The sequence below is a fragment of the Streptomyces sp. NBC_01268 genome, assembly GCF_036240795.1.
Lineage (GTDB): Bacteria > Actinomycetota > Actinomycetes > Streptomycetales > Streptomycetaceae > Streptomyces.
This window is the reverse complement of the sequence record NZ_CP108454.1, coordinates 6,860,693-6,877,561: the sequence shown is the minus strand read 5'-3', so window position 1 is coordinate 6,877,561 and position 16,869 is coordinate 6,860,693. Positions and strand designations below refer to the sequence as shown.

The 16,869-nt window shown below is 74.4% G+C and carries 16 protein-coding genes; 10 read left to right on the top strand and 6 right to left on the bottom strand.

The genetic code is table 11. The features are described from left to right. Window positions 1–4: 4 nt before the first annotated feature. Window positions 5–1,078, bottom strand: coding sequence for a bile acid:sodium symporter family protein (locus tag OG309_RS30960; RefSeq protein ID WP_329425871.1), 1,074 nt, complete (start codon window positions 1,076–1,078; stop codon window positions 5–7). Window positions 1,079–1,192: 114 nt separating this feature from the next. Between OG309_RS30960 and OG309_RS30955 the strand changes: the two genes are divergently transcribed. The 7 genes from OG309_RS30955 (at window position 1,193) to OG309_RS30925 (ending at window position 10,614) form a co-directional block, all read left to right on the top strand. Continuing rightward, the gene (locus tag OG309_RS30955) at window positions 1,193–2,059 is read left to right on the top strand and encodes a LysR substrate-binding domain-containing protein (protein ID WP_329428635.1); all 867 of its coding nucleotides are present in this window, start codon (window positions 1,193–1,195) and stop codon (window positions 2,057–2,059) included. A gap of 475 nt (window positions 2,060–2,534) precedes the next feature. Beyond that, entirely contained in the window at window positions 2,535–4,364 is a 1,830-nt protein-coding gene (locus OG309_RS30950) for an AMP-dependent synthetase/ligase (protein ID WP_329425869.1), read from the top strand. Between the two features lie 147 nt (window positions 4,365–4,511). Beyond that, the gene (locus OG309_RS30945) at window positions 4,512–5,780 is read left to right on the top strand and encodes an ABC transporter substrate-binding protein (protein WP_329425867.1); all 1,269 of its coding nucleotides are present in this window, start codon (window positions 4,512–4,514) and stop codon (window positions 5,778–5,780) included. A gap of 12 nt (window positions 5,781–5,792) precedes the next feature. Beyond that, complete coding sequence (locus OG309_RS30940; RefSeq protein ID WP_329425865.1) at window positions 5,793–8,471, top strand: ABC transporter permease subunit; 2,679 nt, start codon at window positions 5,793–5,795, stop codon at window positions 8,469–8,471. Then, on the top strand, window positions 8,468–9,250 hold the full coding sequence (locus OG309_RS30935; RefSeq protein WP_329425863.1) for an ABC transporter ATP-binding protein: 783 nt from the start codon (window positions 8,468–8,470) through the stop codon (window positions 9,248–9,250). Before OG309_RS30940 ends, OG309_RS30935 begins: the two co-directional genes overlap by 4 nt. 116 nt (window positions 9,251–9,366) lie before the next feature. Beyond that, window positions 9,367–10,161: an aldo/keto reductase gene (locus OG309_RS30930; protein WP_329428634.1), complete on the top strand. Its 795-nt coding sequence runs from the start codon at window positions 9,367–9,369 to the stop codon at window positions 10,159–10,161. Window positions 10,162–10,164: 3 nt separating this feature from the next. Continuing rightward, window positions 10,165–10,614 carry an RICIN domain-containing protein gene (locus tag OG309_RS30925; RefSeq protein WP_329425861.1) on the top strand — a complete coding sequence of 150 codons (450 nt, stop codon included), beginning with the start codon at window positions 10,165–10,167 and terminating at the stop codon, window positions 10,612–10,614. A gap of 9 nt (window positions 10,615–10,623) precedes the next feature. Here the strand turns inward: OG309_RS30925 and OG309_RS30920 are convergent, their stop codons facing one another. Both OG309_RS30920 and OG309_RS30915 read right to left on the bottom strand, forming a co-directional pair. Continuing rightward, a complete protein-coding gene (locus tag OG309_RS30920; RefSeq protein WP_329425858.1) occupies window positions 10,624–11,619 on the bottom strand; it encodes a class I SAM-dependent methyltransferase in 996 nt (331 codons plus the stop codon). Between the two features lie 86 nt (window positions 11,620–11,705). Continuing rightward, complete coding sequence (locus OG309_RS30915) at window positions 11,706–12,641, bottom strand: AraC family transcriptional regulator (protein ID WP_329425856.1); 936 nt, start codon at window positions 12,639–12,641, stop codon at window positions 11,706–11,708. 81 nt (window positions 12,642–12,722) lie between these two features. On the opposite strand from OG309_RS30915, the gene OG309_RS30910 reads away from it, so the two are divergent. Continuing rightward, complete coding sequence (locus tag OG309_RS30910; RefSeq protein ID WP_329425854.1) at window positions 12,723–13,658, top strand: NmrA family NAD(P)-binding protein; 936 nt, start codon at window positions 12,723–12,725, stop codon at window positions 13,656–13,658. Between the two features lie 83 nt (window positions 13,659–13,741). Here the strand turns inward: OG309_RS30910 and OG309_RS30905 are convergent, their stop codons facing one another. Continuing rightward, window positions 13,742–14,692, bottom strand: a complete 951-nt coding sequence (locus tag OG309_RS30905; protein ID WP_329425852.1) for a helix-turn-helix transcriptional regulator — start codon at window positions 14,690–14,692, stop codon at window positions 13,742–13,744. A 39-nt stretch (window positions 14,693–14,731) separates the two neighbouring features. Here OG309_RS30905 and OG309_RS30900 point away from each other — a divergent pair, with 39 nt between their 5' ends. Beyond that, window positions 14,732–15,220 carry a hypothetical protein gene (locus OG309_RS30900; protein WP_329425851.1) on the top strand — a complete coding sequence of 163 codons (489 nt, stop codon included), beginning with the start codon at window positions 14,732–14,734 and terminating at the stop codon, window positions 15,218–15,220. Next, window positions 15,217–15,675 carry a hypothetical protein gene (locus tag OG309_RS30895; protein WP_329425849.1) on the top strand — a complete coding sequence of 153 codons (459 nt, stop codon included), beginning with the start codon at window positions 15,217–15,219 and terminating at the stop codon, window positions 15,673–15,675. Before OG309_RS30900 ends, OG309_RS30895 begins: the two co-directional genes overlap by 4 nt. Here OG309_RS30895 and OG309_RS30890 read toward each other — a convergent pair. Both OG309_RS30890 and OG309_RS30885 read right to left on the bottom strand, forming a co-directional pair. Further along, a complete protein-coding gene (locus OG309_RS30890; protein ID WP_329428632.1) occupies window positions 15,662–16,441 on the bottom strand; it encodes a class I SAM-dependent methyltransferase in 780 nt (259 codons plus the stop codon). The genes OG309_RS30895 and OG309_RS30890 overlap by 14 nt on opposite strands. A gap of 44 nt (window positions 16,442–16,485) precedes the next feature. Beyond that, window positions 16,486–16,788 carry a 4a-hydroxytetrahydrobiopterin dehydratase gene (locus OG309_RS30885; RefSeq protein ID WP_329425848.1) on the bottom strand — a complete coding sequence of 101 codons (303 nt, stop codon included), beginning with the start codon at window positions 16,786–16,788 and terminating at the stop codon, window positions 16,486–16,488. Window positions 16,789–16,869 lie beyond the last annotated feature (81 nt).

Sequence of the window (16,869 nt, the reverse complement as noted above, 5' to 3'; positions counted from 1 at the left end):
ATGATCATCGCGGGGCGGCCGGGGATGTGATCCCGCCAACGGACTCGGCGTCCGGGGCGGCGGGGCCGGCCGGGCCCTGGCCCGTCTCCGCGTCCTCCGGGTCCAGCGAGCGGCGCTTCGCGATCACCGCGCAGACCATCAGCTGCATCTGGTGGAAGAGCATCAGCGGCAGCACCGCGAGCGAGGCCTGGGCGCCGAACAGCACGCTCGCCATCGGGAGTCCCGCCGCCAGGCTCTTCTTGGAGCCGGCGAACTGGATCGCGATCCGGTCCGCCCGTCCGAAGCCGAGCCGCTCGGCCCCGTACCAGGTCAGCGAGAGCATCACGGCGAGCAGCACCGCCTCCACCGCCACCAGCATCCCGAGCCGGGCGGGGGTGACCAGGTGCCAGACGCCCTGGGTCATGCCCGCACTGAAGGCGGTGTAGACGACGAGGAGGATCGAGCCCCGGTCGACGTATCCGAGCACCTTCTTGTTCCGGACGAGGAAGCCGCCGACCCAGCGGCGCAGCAGCTGTCCCGCCACGAAGGGCACCAGCAGCTGGAGCACGATCTTCACCAGCGAGTCCGCGGACAGGCCGCCCGCGCCGTTGCCGAGCAGGGCCGCGGCGAGGAGCGGGGTGAGGACGATGCCGGCGAGCGAGGAGAAGGAGCCCGCGCAGATCGCGGCGGGTACGTTGCCGCGCGCCATCGACGTGAAGGCGATCGAGGACTGGATGGTGGACGGCACCAGGCACAGGAAGAGCAGGCCGCTGTACAGGGAGGGGGTGAGCACCGTCGGCACCAGAGCGCGCGCGGCGAGCCCGAGCACCGGGAAGAGGAGGAACGTGCAGGCCAGGACGGTGACGTGGAGCCGCCAGTGCTTCAGCCCCTCCAGCGCCTCGCGGGTCGAGAGGCGTGCCCCGTAGAGGAAGAACAGCAGCGCGACGGCCGCCTTCGAGGCGCCTTCCGCCACCGTCGCGGCCGTCCCGGAGGCGGGCAGCAGCGCGGCCAGGCCGACCGTGCCGAGCAGGGCCAGTATGTACGGGTCGACCGGCAGCCAGGACGGCAGCAGGGGCCTGCGGGGCGGGCGGGAACTCATGCGTCCATCCTGGGGGACCCGCCCTCGATCGGGAATCCCGTACAGCACACTGACTGTCATCACGAAACGTGATAGCCGACCGCTCGCGCGGTACGGTCGGCGGTGACCGCGACCGTGTACGAGCCGACGCAGCTGCGCACCTTCCTCGCGGTCGCGCAGACCCTGAGCTTCACCCAGGCCGCCCGGCGGCTCGGTCTGCGGCAGTCGACCGTGAGCCAGCACGTGCGCCGCCTGGAGGAGGCGACCGGCCGCCCCCTCTTCGTCCGGGACACGCACGGCGTGGAGCTGACCGAGGACGGCGAGGCCATGCTCGGTTTCGCGCGCGCGATCCTGGAGGCGCACGAGCGGGCGGCGGCCTTCTTCACCGGGACCCGGCTGCGCGGGCGACTGCGCTTCGGGGCCTCGGAGGACTTCGTGACGACCCGCCTGCCGGAGATCCTGGAGGCCTTCCGCCGCGAGCACCCCGAGGTCGACCTGGAGCTCACGGTGGAGCTCTCCGGCACGCTCCAGTCCCGGCTGGAGGCCGGGCGGCTCGACCTGATCCTCGCCAAGCGGCGGGGCGACGAGACCGGCGGCGAGCTGGTCTGGCAGGACGTGCTCGTGTGGATCGGTTCGCCGCGGCTGCGGCTCGATCCGGAGCGCCCGGTGCCGCTGATCGTCTTCCCGCCGCCCGGGATCACCCGGGCCCGCGCCCTGGAGGCGCTGCGGGAGCAGGGGCGGCCCTGGCGGATCGCGTGCACCAGTACGAGCCTGAGCGCGAACGTGGCGGCGGCCCGCGCCGGCCTCGGGGTGATGGCGCACACCCGCGGCCTGGTCCCGCCGGGCCTGGTGGAGGTCCCGGCGCGGGCGGGGCTGCCGGAGCTCGGCGCGGTCGACTTCGTGCTGCGCAAGGGGCGGCGGGGCGGGGCGACCCAGGACGCGGCGGACGCGCTCGCCACGGCGATCCTGGCGGGCGGGGACCGGCTGCACCGGCCGCGGTGAGGCGCCGGGCGGGGCGAAGCCCCGGCGGCTCCCCCGAGCCACCCGGCCCCCGAGCCATCCGACTCCCCCGACGGCCCGACGGCCCGACGGCCCGAGGCATCCGACTCCCCCGCTCCCCCGAGGCGCCCCCGGTCCACCGCCGATCCACCCCGGTCCACCGCCGATCCACCCCGATCCACCCCGATCCACCCCCGCCCAGAACGGCCGACATCCTTCTTGCGCTTCCCGCGCGCCCTCCGGGTCCCCTGTCCCGGTGAGCGCTCGGTACAGATTCCGTGGAGATTCCCGACCGCACGGCTTACCAGCGGTCACGCAACGAGCCCCCCGCTCCTTCCACTTGCCCGGTTTCCCGGGCCTGACCTGTGGATACGGTCAATGTCGCGGCTTGGTGAAGGCCCTCCCGCCCGTGAGCGCCGTGGGGTACCGTCACCGGCGCCGTACGGATGGCGACATCGAGTGGGCGAGGAGCAGGTCAGTGCGCGAGTTCACCGTGCCGCCCGTCGAGGCGGCGCCTCAGGTCGGCGGTCTGGCGGACGCCGTGTTCGACCATGCCGAGCGGGATCCGGACAGGGTCGCCCTCGGCCGCAAGGACGCCGAGGGCGTGTGGCGCGATGTGACCGCCGCCGCGTTCCGCGACGAGGTGCTGGCCCTGGCGAAGGGGCTCATCGCGCACGGGGTGCGGTTCGGCGACCGCGTCGCGATCATGTCGCGGACCCGGTACGAGTGGACGCTGTTCGACTTCGCGCTGTGGACGCTGGGCGCGCAGCCCGTGCCGGTCTATCCGACGTCCTCCGCCGAGCAGGTCTTCTGGATGCTGCACGACGCCGAGGTCACCGCGTGCGTGGTGGAGCACGAGGACCACGCGATGACGATCGGCTCGGTGATCGACCGGCTGCCCCGGCTGCAGCGCCTGTGGCAGCTCGACGCGGGCCGCGGCGCGGTCGCCGAGCTGGTCGAGGCGGGCGTCGAGATCGACGAGGACGTGGTGCACCGGCACCGTCGGGCGGTGACGCCCGAGTCGGTGGCGACGGTCATCTACACCTCGGGGACGACGGGCCGCCCCAAGGGGTGCGTGATCACCCACGCCAACTTCATGTTCGAGACGGACATGCTGATCGGGCGCTGGGAGCCGGTGTTCCGCTCCCGCCCGGGGGACGCCGCGTCCACGCTGCTCTTCCTCCCGCTCGCGCACGTCTTCGGGCGGATGGTGGAGGTGGCGGCGATCCGGGGCGCGGTGAAGGTGGGCCACCAGCCGGTGATGGCGGCCGCCGAGCTGCTTCCGGACCTGGCCGCGTTCCGGCCCACGTTCGTGCTGGCCGTGCCGTACGTCTTCGAGAAGATCTTCCACGCGGCCCGGCGCCGGGCCGAGAAGGAGGGCAGGAGGGGCCCGTTCGACAAGGCCGTGGAGGTGGCGGTCCGCTACGCGGAGGCGCTGGAGCACAAGGCCTTCGGCATCGGCCCCGGTCCGTCGGCGGCGCTGCGGATGCAGCACCAGTTCTTCGAGAAGACGGTGTACGGGAAGGTCCGCGACGCGCTCGGCGGCCGGGTGCGGCACGCGATGTCGGGCGGCTCGGGCATGGACCGGCAGCTGGGTCTGTTCTTCGAGGGTGCCGGGGTGACGGTCTTCGAGGGGTACGGCCTGACGGAGTCGTCGGCGGCGGCGACGGCGAACCCGCCGGAGCGCACCAAGTACGGGACCGTGGGGCAGCCGGTGCCGGGGACGACGGTGCACATCGCGGAGGACGGCGAGGTGTGGCTGCACGGCGGGCAGGTGTTCTCCGGCTACCTCAACGACCCCAGGTCGACGGCCGCCGTGCTGAACGACGGCTGGCTGGCCACCGGGGATCTGGGCGCGCTCGACGAGGACGGCTATCTGACGATCACCGGGCGGAAGAAGGAGATCCTGGTGACCTCGGGCGGCAAGAGCGTCGCCCCGGCCGGCCTGGAGGAGCGGGTGCGCAACCATCCGCTGGTGGCCCAGTGCATCGTCGTCGGCAACGACCGGCCCTATGTCGCCGCGCTGGTGACGCTGGACCAGGAGGCCGTGGACCACTGGCTCTCGATGCAGAACCGGGCGCCGCTGCCGGCCGCCGAGCTGGTGCGCGACCCGGTCCTGGAGGCGGAGATACGGCGGGCGGTGGTGACGGCGAACATCGCGGTGTCGCAGGCGGAGTCGATCCGCACCTTCCGCATCCTGGCCCACCCGTTCAGCGAGGAGCACGGGCTGCTGACCCCGTCCCTGAAGCTGAAGCGGAAGGCGATCGAGAAGGCGTACGCGGTGGAGGTCGACGCGCTCTACGGCTGACCCGGGCGGGGCCGGAGAAGGGTCCGAAGGACCGGAGAAGCCTCCGCCAAACCCCGCTGACACATCATCAATTGACGTTGCATCAGTTATTGACGGTTCATCAGGTCACTCACAGAATGCGGTCACCCGACGGAGGGATGACCGACCGTGTCCAGAACGATCCGCACCCTCGCCACCGCGGCGGCGGCCCTGCTCCTCGCCACCGCCTGCAACTCCGCCTCCACCAACGGCGATCCGACGAAGCCCACGGACGCGAAGGGGACGGTACGCGGAGTGACCGCCGACTCGGTCAAGGTCGGCGGCATCGTCTCCATGACCAGCGCCAGCGGCTACTCCAAGAAGGACACCGACCTCGGCGCACGGGCCCGCTACGCCCGGGCCAACGCCGAGGGCGGCGTCAACGGGCGCCGGATCGAGTACCTGGGCGCCGAGGACGACGGCCAGGACCCCGCGCGCAACCTCGCCGCGGCCCGCAGACTGGTCCAGCAGGAGCAGGTCTTCGCGGTCGCGCCGATGAGCTCGGTGACCTTCGCGGGCGCCGACTTCCTCGACTCCCGGGCCGTGCCCACCGTCGGCTGGGGCACCCTTCCCTCCTTCTGCGGCCCGAAGCACATGTACGGCTTCAACGGCTGCCTCGTCCCCACCCCCGGCGGCACCCTCAACCAGACCTGGCCCGAAGGGCTCGCCACCGTCCTCGGCGGCGCGAAGGGCCGCTCGGTCGCGCTGATCGCCGGCGACAGCGACGCCGGCCGCTTCGGCATCCGCACCTTCACCCAGGGCTTCCGGGCCGCCGGCTTCGGACTCGCCTACGCCAAGGCCTCCGTACCCGCCACCTCCCTGCCGAGCGACTGGTCCGCGTACACCAAGGAGATCCTGCGCTCCGGGCCCGGCGGCCGGGCCCCCGACGCCGTGGTGTCGGTCATGCAGACCCCGTACAACATCGGTCTGTTCACCGCGCTCAAGCGGGCCGGGTACAAGGGCGTGCTCTCCGACCCGACCGACTACGACCCCGGACTGCTCGCCAAGGACGCCACCCGGCAGGCCCTCGACGGGGTCGTGGTGCTGCTGCAGTTCCAGCCCTTCGAGTCCGACAGCCCGGCGATGAGCCGGTTCAAGGCGGACATCAGGAAGGCGGCGGGCGGCAAGAACGTGCCGCTCAGCATGCACATGCTCACCGGGTACATGAGCGCCGACCTCTTCCTCTCCATCGCCGCCAAGGCCGGCAAGGACCTCAGCGTCGAGTCCTTCCAGAAGGCGGCGGCCGGCTTCTCCGACACCGGCACCCTCGTCGGGGACCGGGCCGAGCCCAAGGGCCAGAAGGAGAGCTTCGGCTGCGGCGCGCTCGTCCGGCTGACGAACGGGCGCTACGAGGTGGCCGTGCCCTTCCGCTGCTACCCGCCGATCCCCTTCGGGTAGGGGCGCGGTCACGTGGGCGACCTCCTGGGCTTCGTGCTGAGCGGTCTGGTCTCCGGGGCGCTGTACGCGCTGCTCGCGACCGGGCTCGTGCTCTCCTCCACCGCCTCCGGCCTGTTCAACTTCGCGCACGGCGCGACGGCGTACCTGTGCGCCCTCGCCTTCTACGAACTCCACTCCGGCTTGGGCTGGCCCGCCGTGCCGACCGCCCTGCTGCTCGTCCTCGGCGTGGCGCCCGGCCTCGGCTGGGCGCTGGACCGGCTGATGTTCCGGAAGCTGGCCCGCGTCGGCGAGACCGCGCAGATCACGGCGACGATCGGCCTGCTGGTGGCGCTCCCGGCCGCCGGGCTGTGGGCGGTGGAGCTCCTGGAACGGGCCGGGGCCCCCGTCAGGCCCGCCGAGAACCAGTTCGGGCTGCCGGGCGTCGGGCCGAGCCCGGCCGTCTCCTGGCAGCCGTTCGAAGCCCTCGGCATCGACGGGGTCGGCGTCGACTCCGACCAGCTGATCACCTGGGTGGTGACGGCGGCCGTGGCGGCCGGCCTGTGGGTGCTGCTGCGGCACACCCGGCTCGGGCTGCGGCTGCGGGCCGCCGTCGACAACCGGTCCCTCGCGGAGCTGCGCGGCGTGGACGCCGACCGGCTGTCCTCCGTCGCCTGGATGCTGTCGTCCGCGCTCGCCGGGCTCGCCGGGGTGCTCGCCACGCCGCTGCTCGGGCTCTCCGCGCACGACTACACCCTCTTCCTCTTCGTGTCGGCGACCGCCGCGGTCCTCGGCCGCTTCGCCTCCGTGCCGCTCGCGTTCGCGGGCGGGCTCGCGCTGGGCGTGGTGCAGAACCTCGTCGCCGGGTACGCGAGTTTCGCCGAGGGCCTGACCGGCTTCCGCACGGCGGTGCCGTTCCTGATCCTGTTCGCCGGCCTGGTGCTGCTGGCCCGGCGGGAGCGGGCCGCGGGCACGGCCGCCGCGGACCCGCCGCCCGACGACCGGCTCGCGGGCCTGGGGCCGCTGCGCCGCTGGGGCCCGTGGGCGCTGGCCGGGGCGCTGCTGTGCGGGGCCTTCTACACCGTCACCACCCCGTTCTGGAGCGGCGTCCTCGCCCAGGGCCTCGCCATCGGACTGGTCCTCCTCTCCTTCGCGGTGGTGACCGGGCTGGGCGCGATGGTGTCGCTGGCCCAGGCCACGTTCGTGACGAGCGCGGCGCTCGTGGCCGGGCTGCTGATGAGCCGCGGCTGGCCGTTCGCGGCGGCGGCGCTCGCGGGCACGGCGGTGGCCGCGCTGCTCGGCGCGGTCGTGGCGCTGCCCGCGCTGCGCCTCGGCGGGCGTTCGCTGGCACTGGCGACGCTCGCCCTGGCCTTCCTCGCGGACCAGGTCCTCTTCCAGTTCGGGTGGCTGCGCAACGGCGACACCGGCTGGGAGATCCCGCGCCCGGTCCTCGGGCCGCTCGACCTCTCCGACGACCGGGCGATGGGCGTCGTCCTCGTCCTGCTGAGCGCGGCGGGCGTGGCCGGGCTGACGCGGCTGCGGAACTCCCGGCGGGGCCGGGCGATGCTCGCGGTCCGCTCGGCGCCCGCCGCCGCGGCGGCCTCGGGGGTGTCGGTGGTGCGCACCAAACTGCTGGTGTTCACGGTGTCGGCGGCCGTCGCCGGTTTCGGCGGGGTGCTCTACGCCTCGTACAACACGCGCGTCACGGCGACCGACTTCCCGGCGATGACGGGCCTGGTGTGGCTCGCGGTGGTGGTCGCGGCGGGCGTGCGGCGCCCGCAGTACGCGGTGGTCGCGGGCCTGGTCTTCGCGGTGGCCCCGCACCTGCTCGCCCAGTACGTGACCGACTCCGCCCATCTGCCCGTCGTGCTGTTCGGCCTCGCGGGCCTCGCCCTGGCCAACGACCCGGACGGCTACGCGGCGGCCGTCCCCGCCCGCTGGGCGGCCCGCCGGGCGAAGGCAGCAGCGCGGGCCGAGGCCGGAGCCGGACCCGCCGCGGTCGCGCCGCCCCGGCCCGCGGCCCTGGAGCTCACCTCCGTACGGGCCGGGTACGGCGGCGGAGCGGACGTGCTGCACGGGGTCGACCTGCTCGTCCGGCCCGGGGAGATCGTCGCCGTCCTCGGGGCCAACGGCGCCGGGAAGTCCACCCTGTGCCGGGTCGCCGGCGGACTCCTCGCGGCCAGGGACGGCGCCGTACGGGTTGGGGGGACCGAGGCGCGCGGCGACTCCGCGGTGGCGCGGGCCCGGCGCGGGGTGCGGCTCGCGCCCGAGGGGCGGGGCATCTTCGCCGGGCTCTCCATCGAGGAGAACCTGGCGCTCCAACTCCCCGACGCCGGGGACCGGGAGGCCGTCTACAGCCGCTTCCCGGCGCTCGCCGCCCGCCGCACCGTGGCGGCCGGCTCGCTCTCCGGCGGCGAGCAGCAACTCCTCGCCCTCGCCCCGCTGCTCCAGCGCCCGCCCGCCGTCCTCGTCGCCGACGAACCGTCCCTCGGCCTCGCGCCCCGGGTCGTCGACGAGGTGTTCCGGCTGCTCGCCGAGCTGCGGGCGCGGGGCACCGCGCTGCTCCTGGTCGAGGAGAAGGCCGCCGAGGCGCTGGGCCTCGCGGACACCGTGGCCTACCTGGCCGAGGGCCGGATCGTGTGGTGCGGGCCGCGCGCCGAGGCCGACGCCGACCGGCTCGCCGACGCCTACCTGGGGATGGGGGTCCGGACATGAGTGACGACACGCTGCTCGACGCCCGGGGCGTCGGGGTCCGCTTCGGCGGGGTCCGCGCCCTCGACGACGTCGACGTCTCCGTACGGTCCGGTGAGGTCTGCGGCCTCATCGGGCCCAACGGCGCCGGGAAGACGACCCTCTTCGACGTGCTGTCCGGGATCCGGCGCCCGGACCGGGGCAGGGTCCTCCTGGACGGTACGGACGTCTCGCGCCGCTCCCCCGTGTGGCGGGCCCGGCACGGGGTGCGGCGCACCTTCCAGCGCCAGCAGCTCTTCGGCCAGCTGACGGTGACGGACAACCTGGTCGTCGCCCAGGAGTGGCGCCGGGGCCCGGCCCGGGCCCGCCGGGACCGGGCCGCCCAGGTGCTGCGCTCCTGCGGGCTCGACGCGCTCGCCGGCACGTACGCGGGCGCGCTGCCCGTCGGGCAGGCCCGGATGGTGGAGCTGGCCCGGGCCCTGGCCGACCCGCCCCGGCTGCTCCTGCTCGACGAGCCGGCCTCCGGCATGTCGGCCGAGGAACGCGGGCAACTCGCGGCCGTGGTGCGGTACGTGGCCGACGAGGAGGGCTGCGCGGTGCTGCTCGTCGAGCACCACGTCTCCTTCGTGATGGAGCTGTGCGCCCGGGTCGTGGTGCTCGACCTGGGCCGGGTCCTCGCCGAGGGGCCGGCGGACCGGGTGCGGGCCGACCCGAGGGTGCGGGCGGCGTATCTGGGGGCGGCTGAGGCGTCCGGCCCGGCGGATTCCTCCCGCACGGCCGAGTCGTCCGGCACGGCGGAATGAGATCGGCGCGCCGATCGTTGAAGCTGACACCTGCAATGGACGACGAACGTAAGGATCGACCGCTCGTGAGCACGGACAGCAAGGTCCCCTTCCTCACCCTCAACAACGGCGTGCGGATGCCGCAGCTCGGCTTCGGCGTCTGGCAGGTGCCGGACGCGGAGGCCGAGCAGGCCGTCGGCACGGCCCTGGAGGCGGGCTACCGCTCCATCGACACTGCCGCGGTCTACGGCAACGAGACCGGCACCGGCAAGGCCGTCGCCGCCTCGGGCCTCCCCCGCGAGGAGCTCTTCGTCACCACCAAGCTGTGGAACAGCGACCAGGGTTACGAGTCGACCCTGCGTGCCTTCGACGACTCCCTCGGCAAGCTGGGCCTGGAGTACGTCGACCTGTACCTGATCCACTGGCCGGTGCCGAACAAGGGCGCGTACGTCGACACGTACCGCGCCTTCGAGAAGATCCTGGCCGACGGGCGCGCCCGGGCCATCGGCGTGTCGAACTTCCTGCCCGAGCACCTGGAGCGCCTGATCGGCGAGACCTCGGTGGTGCCCGCGGTCAACCAGATCGAGCTGCACCCGCAGCTCCAGCAGGCCGCCTCGCGCGCCGCGCACGAGCGGCACGGCATCGTGACCGAGGCGTGGTCGCCGCTGGGCCAGGGCCGCGGGCTGCTCGACGTCCCCGCGATCGTGGCCATCGCCCGCAAGCACGCCCGCACCCCGGCCCAGGTGGTGCTGCGCTGGCACGTCCAGCTCGGCAACGTGGTCATCCCCAAGTCGGTGACCCCGTCCCGCATCCGCGAGAACATCGCCGTCTTCGACTTCACGCTGGACGCCGAGGACCTCGCGGGCCTCGCCGCCCTCGACGAGGGCCGCCGTCTCGGCCCGGACCCGGCCGAGTTCCACGTCGGAGCCTGATCCATGCAGGTCGCGGAGGGGGTCTACCGGGTACGGAACGTGGCCAGCGGGCTCCTTCTGGAGGTGTACGAGGGGTCCACGCGCAGCGGGGCCCCGGTGCGCCAGGCCGTGGACCGGGGCACGCCGGGCCAGCAGTGGCACATAGCGCCGGTCCCGAACGGCGGCGGCCTCTATCACCTGGTGAACGTCGCGGGCGGCAAGCGCCTCGACGTGAAGGGCGCCTCGACCGAGAACGGCGCGGCGATCCAGCAGTGGAAGCCGAACAACTTCGGGGCCCAGGAGTGGACCATCGAGGAGGACCTCCAGTCGCCCGGCACGGTCGCGCTGGTCAGCTTCGTCAGCGGACTGCTCCTGGAGGTGGCGGACGGCTCGCCGGAGGACGGCGGCGACGTGCGGCAGTGGGAGGACACCGACTCCCCGGCGCAGTGGTGGCGCCTGGAGCCGGTGTCCTGAGCCCCGGCCTCAGCCGTCCTTGCGCGCCGTGTGGACCGTACGGGCGGTGAGCAGGAACAGGTCGGGGCGCCGGTGCAGGGAGAGCGGGTCGGCCGGGTCGAGCAGCCGGTCGAGGGCCGCGCGGTCGTCGGCCGCGAGGCTCTCGACCAGGCCGCCGCGCTGCCGCTCGTAGTGGGCGACGATCTGTCCCCGTACCTCCGCCGGCAGCGGCGCCGGTACGTCGGACAGGAAGCTGCGGGTGCCGCTCGGGGTGAGCCCGGCGCCGGTGAGCAGCGCGTTCCAGTCGTCGATCTCCTCCTTGGCGTCGGGCAGCGAGGCCCGCATCTCGCCGAACCAGTCGGCGGCGGCCGCGTCGATCCGGGCCTCCAGGCCCGGGCGCCCGACGCCGGCGTTCCACGGCAGGTGCCGGGCCGGCAGCCCGCCCTCGGCGAGGGCGATGATCCCGCCGGGGTTCAGCACCTTGGCGAACGAGGTGAGCGCGGCCTGCTGGTCGCCGATGTGGTGCAGGGAGTGGCTGGCCCAGATCAGGTCGGCGGTGCCCAGGGCGTCGAAGTCCGCCGGGAGTTCGGCGCGCAGGGTGGTGACCCGGTCGCCGAGCCCGCGGGCCTCGGCGCGCTCCTGGGCGAGGGCGAGGAGTTCGGGGGTCGCGTCGACGGCGACGACCTCCGCCTCCGGAAAGGCCTCGGCGAGCAGCGCGGTGACGACACCGGGCCCGCTGCCGAAGTCCAGGACCCTGCGGACCCGCGAGGCGGGGGCGAGGGCGGCCAGCCAGGCGGCGGCCTCCGTGTAGAGGGGGCTCGCGGTCTCGGCCTGTGCGGTGAGGAGCGGCGCGAGCTCGGCCCAGTCGAGGTGGGTGTGGTCGTGGTGGTGGCCGGCGCCCTTGCCGTGGCCGTGGCCTTCGCCCTCGCCGTGGGCGTCTCCGTGCCCGTGGCCGTGGCCCTGCCCGTGGCCGTGAGCCGTGCCCTGGTCCTGCCCGTGTCCGTCGTGGAGGTCGTTTTCGCTCATGCGGACAGCGTGCGCCGCGCCTGCCGGAAGCGCGAGGAAACTTGCCGTTCCGGCAACCGCCGGGTCGCCGCGGTCCGCCGCCGGGCTCAGCCCCGTGCGCCGCGGTGCTCCTGCGGGCTCACGCCGCGGACCCGCTTGAAGGCGGCGCTCAGCGCGAACGCGCTGCTGTAGCCGACCTGGCGGGCGACGGACTCGACGGTGGCGTCGGTCTGCCGCAGCAGGTCGGCGGCGCGCGCGATCCGCCAGCCGGTGAGGTACGCCATCGGGGGCTCCCCCACCAGCTCGGCGAAGCGCCGGGCGAGCGCGGCCCGGGAGACGCCGGCCTTCTCGGCGAGCGCGGCGACGGTCCACGGGTGGGCCGGGTCGTTCTGCAGCAGCCGCAGCGCGCGCCCCACCACGGGGTCGCCCATCGCCCGGTACCAGGCCGGCGCCTCGCCGCCGGGCCGGGAGAACCAGGCCCGCACGGCGGCGATCAGGAGCAGGTCGAGCACCCGGTCGAGGACGACGCTCTGTCCGGGCTCGTCGCGGGAGATCTCGTCCTCCAGGAACGGCATGAGCGGGCAGTCCCACACCTCGGCCGGCAGATGGAGCAGCCCGGGCAGCGCGTCCATGAGCCGACGGCTGACCTCGCCGGCCAGCAGGTAGGTGCCGACGAGGACGCTGGTGCCGCCGTCGGGGGCGTTGCCCCAGGTCCGTACGCCCAGGTTCATCGCCTCGGCGAGCGGTTCGCCGCGCAGGGTGGTGCACCGGCCGCCGGGCCCGACGACGGCGGACGGCGGCGCGTCGGGGGCGTGGGCGACGGTGTACGGCGCGGGGCCGCGGGCGATGGCGATGTCACCGGGGCGCAGCAGCACCGGCGCGCCGCGCTCGGGCACGATCCAGGCCTCGCCGTTGGTGACGCACATCAGGCAGAGCGGGGCCCGGTCCTCGATCCGTACGGACCAGGGCGGGTCCATGACCATCCGCAGGATGAAGGCGCCTTGGGCCCTCGGCCCGTCGAGCAGGCCGGCGAGTGCGTCCATGGCGGCAAGCGTAGACGGAGGCGTATGCGGGTGAGCCGGTGGAGCATGGGAACGCGGCGGCCGGGCCGCGAAGGTGGAGCCATGACGAACACGACGAAGAACACGACGGACACGGCGGACCCGACGAACACGCGGCACACGGCGGACGCGACGAGCGGCACGGGCGGCACGGACCTCACCACGGCGTCGACGGTCCTCGTGACCGCCGCCACCGGGAAGACCGGCCGCCGGGTCGCCGAGGGACTGGCCGAGCACGGCGCGCGGGTACGGGCGGGATCGCGGGCGGGCACCACCCGCTTCGACTGGGAGGACGCGGCCACGTGGGGCCCGGCCCTGGACGGCGCGGACGCCGCGTACGTCAACTACTACCCCGACCTCGCCGCGCCCGGCGCGGTGGAGGCGGTGCGGGCCTTCGGCGAGCTGGCCGTCGCGCACGGGGTGCGGCGGGTGACGCTGCTGTCCGGGCGGGGCGAGCCGGAGGCCGTCGCGGCGGAGGAGGCGCTGCGCGCGACCGGGGTCGAACTCACGGTGGTCCGGGCCTCGTTCTTCGCGCAGAACTTCGACGAAGGGCTGCTCGCGGAGGGCGTCGCGGCCGGCACGCTCCCCTTCCCGGCGGGCGACACGGCCGAGCCGTTCATCGACGCGGACGACCTCGCGGACGTGATCGTGGCGACGCTGGTCCAGGACGGGCACGCGGGCCTGGTGCACGAGGTGACGGGTCCGCGGCTGCTGACCTTCGCCGAGGTGGCGGCGGAGGTGTCCCGGGCGGCCGGCCACGAGGTCGTGTACGTGCCGATGAGCGAGCCCGAGTTCGCGGGCATGCTGGGCGAGTTCGGGCTCCCGGAGCCGGAGGCGGTCTGGCTGGCCGGGCTGTTCGCGATGCTGCTCGACGGGCACAACGCGTCGGTGACGGACGGGGTGAAGCGGGTCCTGGGCCGGGAGCCGCGCGACTTCTCCGCGTACGCGGAGCGGGCGTTCGGCGCCGGCGCACGGACACGGGCGGACGTCCGGGCGTGACGCCGGGCGGGTCGCCGTGCGGGTCGCCGTGCGGGCCGCCGGGCGGGTCGCCGTGCGCGGCGCCCGTGGCGTCGGCCCCCGCCTCACCCGTATCGCTCGGCCAGCGTCCGCACCGTCGCGGCGATGCGCTCGCGGAGGTCCTCGGGGGCGAGGACCTCGACCTCCTCACCCAGGCCGAGGAGGAAGCCGTGGGCGTGCTCGGGGGATTCCACGGGCAGGGTGGCCCGGGTCCAGCCGTCGGGCTCCGGGGTGCCGTTCTCGGCGAGGGCCCGGGCGGCGGCGCCGGTGAGCCGGGCGGCGCCGTGCGGGGAGATCCGGACGAGGGCGTCGCCCTGGTGCAGCCGGGCGTGGAAGTCGGCCTGGCTCGCCCGCCAGTGGGCGGGCAGGTCGAAGCCCTCGGGGATGCGGGCCTCCTCCTCGGTGATGGTGAGGTCGAGGATCTGGTCGACCCGGTAGGTGCGCGGTCCGGGCCCGGCGACCAGGTACCAGCGGCCGGCCTTCAGGACGAGTCCGTACGGTTCGAGCCTGCGGTCGACCTCGGTCGGCTCCTTCCAGCGGCTGTAGCGGACCGCGAGCACCCGCCCGGTGCGCACGGCCTCGGCCACCTGGGCGAGGAAGGGGACCTCGGTCTCCTCCGCGTACCAGCCGGGGGCGTCGATGTGGAAGCGGGTCCGCAGCCGGTCGACGTGCTCCCGCAGCGGAACGGGGAGGGCGGCGCGCAGCTTGAGCTGGGCGTCCGCGAAGTGCCCGCCGAGGCCGAGTTCGTCGGCGGCGACGGGCAGTCCGGCGAGGACGAGGGCCTCGGCCTCGCGCGCGTACAGGTCGGTGAGGCGGGAGCGGTGTCCGGCGAGCAGCCGGTAGCCGCCGCGGTGCCCGGCGTCCCCGTACAGCGGCACCCCGGCGGCGTGCAGCGCCTCGACGTCCCGGTAGACGGTCCGGACCGAGACCTCCAGCTCCTCGGCGAGCCGGGCGGCGGTCATCGTGCCCCGGGTCTGGAGGAGCAGCAGGATGGACAGGAGTCGGCTGGACTTCACTGACACAAGGTGTCAGTGAAGGGTTCCTAGAGTCCAGCCATGGCTTTCGCAGAGAAGAACCTCTTCGTCCTGGAGCCGGTGGAGATCGCCGGCCGGCACGTCAAGCGCTACCACGTCACCGCCGACCCGGCCGGCATCGAGCCGGAGGTGGAGAAGGCGGCGTACGCGCTGCTGCCCGAGCTCCTGCCGGAGCCGGACGGCACCCCCGCGGCGGCCTTCGTGGTGCTGCACCGGGGCGGCGACACGGGCGCGTACCTGAACGCGTACAGCTGGGTGTGGGACAACGTGCTCCACTTCGGCGGCGCGGCGGCGGGCCAGCCGGCCCTGGACTGCCCCGACACGGATCCGGCGCACTTCGTCCGGATGGCCCCGGGCGCGCGGAACTGGATCGGCTGCGTGTGGGAGCTGGCGCCGCTCGGCCACGAACGGGACGCCTGGGTGCGGCACATGCTGGTCCCGGACCGCCCGGACCTGGCGGGCTACCTCGCGGACGTGCCGGCCTCCGGCACGACGGGGGCGGGCGCGTGAGCGGGCGGGGCTTCGACTTCCTCGACGGGCGGTGGGCCGTGCGCAACCGCCGGCTCGCCGACTTCCTGGACCCGGACAGCGGCTGGGCGGAGTTCGACGGCCACACGACGGGCCGGCTGTTCTGGGACGGCCGGGCGCACGTGGACGAGATCGTCTTCCCGACGGAGGACTTCCGCGGGCTCACCCTGCGCCTGTACGAGCCGGAGACCGGCGAGTGGACGCTGAACTGGTCCGACAGCCGTACGGGCGCGCTGTGTCCGCCGGTCAGGGGCCGGTTCGCCGAGGACGGCACGGGCGAGTTCCTGGGCGACGACAGCTACCGGGGCCAGCCGGTGCGGGTGCGGTTCCGCTGGTCGGACATCGCGGAGGGGACGGCCCGCTGGGAGCAGGCCTTCGCGCCCGCCGGTTCCGGGGAGTGGGTGGTGAACTGGGTGATGGAGTTCAGCCGCGCCTGACGTCGGGGGCGGGCCCGGGGCTCGTGTCGCGCTTCACGAACAGGGCCAGTCGGTACGCGGGGTCGTCGCGGGGGCGGTCCTGGTCCGGCAGGGCGCCGAGGGCGCTCGTCAACCGGTCCACGGTCACGGGGGTGCCGTGGAACCAGGAGGCGTAGTAGCCGCTGCGCAGCTTCTCGGCGGTGCCGCGCGGGGTGGCGCCCTGGCCGTGGCCGGTGAAGGTCGTGCCGGGTGCGGGGGTGAGGCCGTGGGCGGCGGCGTGGGCGGTGACGAGGCCGGACCGGTCGGAGCCGCCGTCGGGGGCGCGGTGCGGGCGCAGCAGGGCGTCGATGTCGCTGCCGACGTCGTGGGCGGCGTCCTTGTCGACGGTGGCGACGAGGACGCCGCCGGGACGCAGCACCCGGGCGGCCTCGGCGACGATCGCCCCGGCGAAGGGGACGAGGTGCAGCAGCCAGATCGCGCTGACCGCGTCGACGGAGGCGTCCGCCAGCGGGAGGCGGCGGGCGTCGGCCCGCACGGCACGGCCGGGAAGGCGTCCGGCGGCGGCGCGCAGCATGGCGTGCGCGGCGTCGATCCCGTAGACGGCGGGGCCGGTGAGGCCGGTCCGGGCGAGGCGTTCGGTGACGAGGCCGGTGCCGCAGGCGACGTCGACGAGGGTGCGGGTGCCGGGCGGAAGGAGCCGCAGCACGGCGGCCGCGGCGGCTTCCGCCCTGGGCACCCCGCCGCGGGTCTCGTCGTAGCGCGCGGCCTCGGTCTCGTAGTCGAGCATGGTCTCCCCCATGCGGTGATCGTACGGGGGAGATGACGCGGGGGTCAGTTCGCGCCGTGTCCGGGTGCCACGGCCTCGACGCGGTCGGCGAGCGCGAAGTCCTTGTCGGTGACGCCGCCGGCCGTGTGGGTGTTCACGGACAGGACGACGCTGTTGTAACCGAGCGTCAGATCGCTGTGGTGGTCCAGCTCCTGCTGGATCGAGGCGACGTGGACGACGAGGGCGGTCGCGGCGAAGTGGTCGGCGAGCCGGTAGGTGCGGGTGATCCGGTCACCGTCGAGGGACCAGCCGGGGAGCTCCCGCAGGCGGTCCTCGATCTCCTTCTGCGACAGCGGCTGTGTGGGCACGTGCTGCTCCCTCCGGTCGGGTCCTGAGGTGACCGGGTGGTCACCGGGGAGAAGGTACCCGAGTACCCCTCTGGGATACCG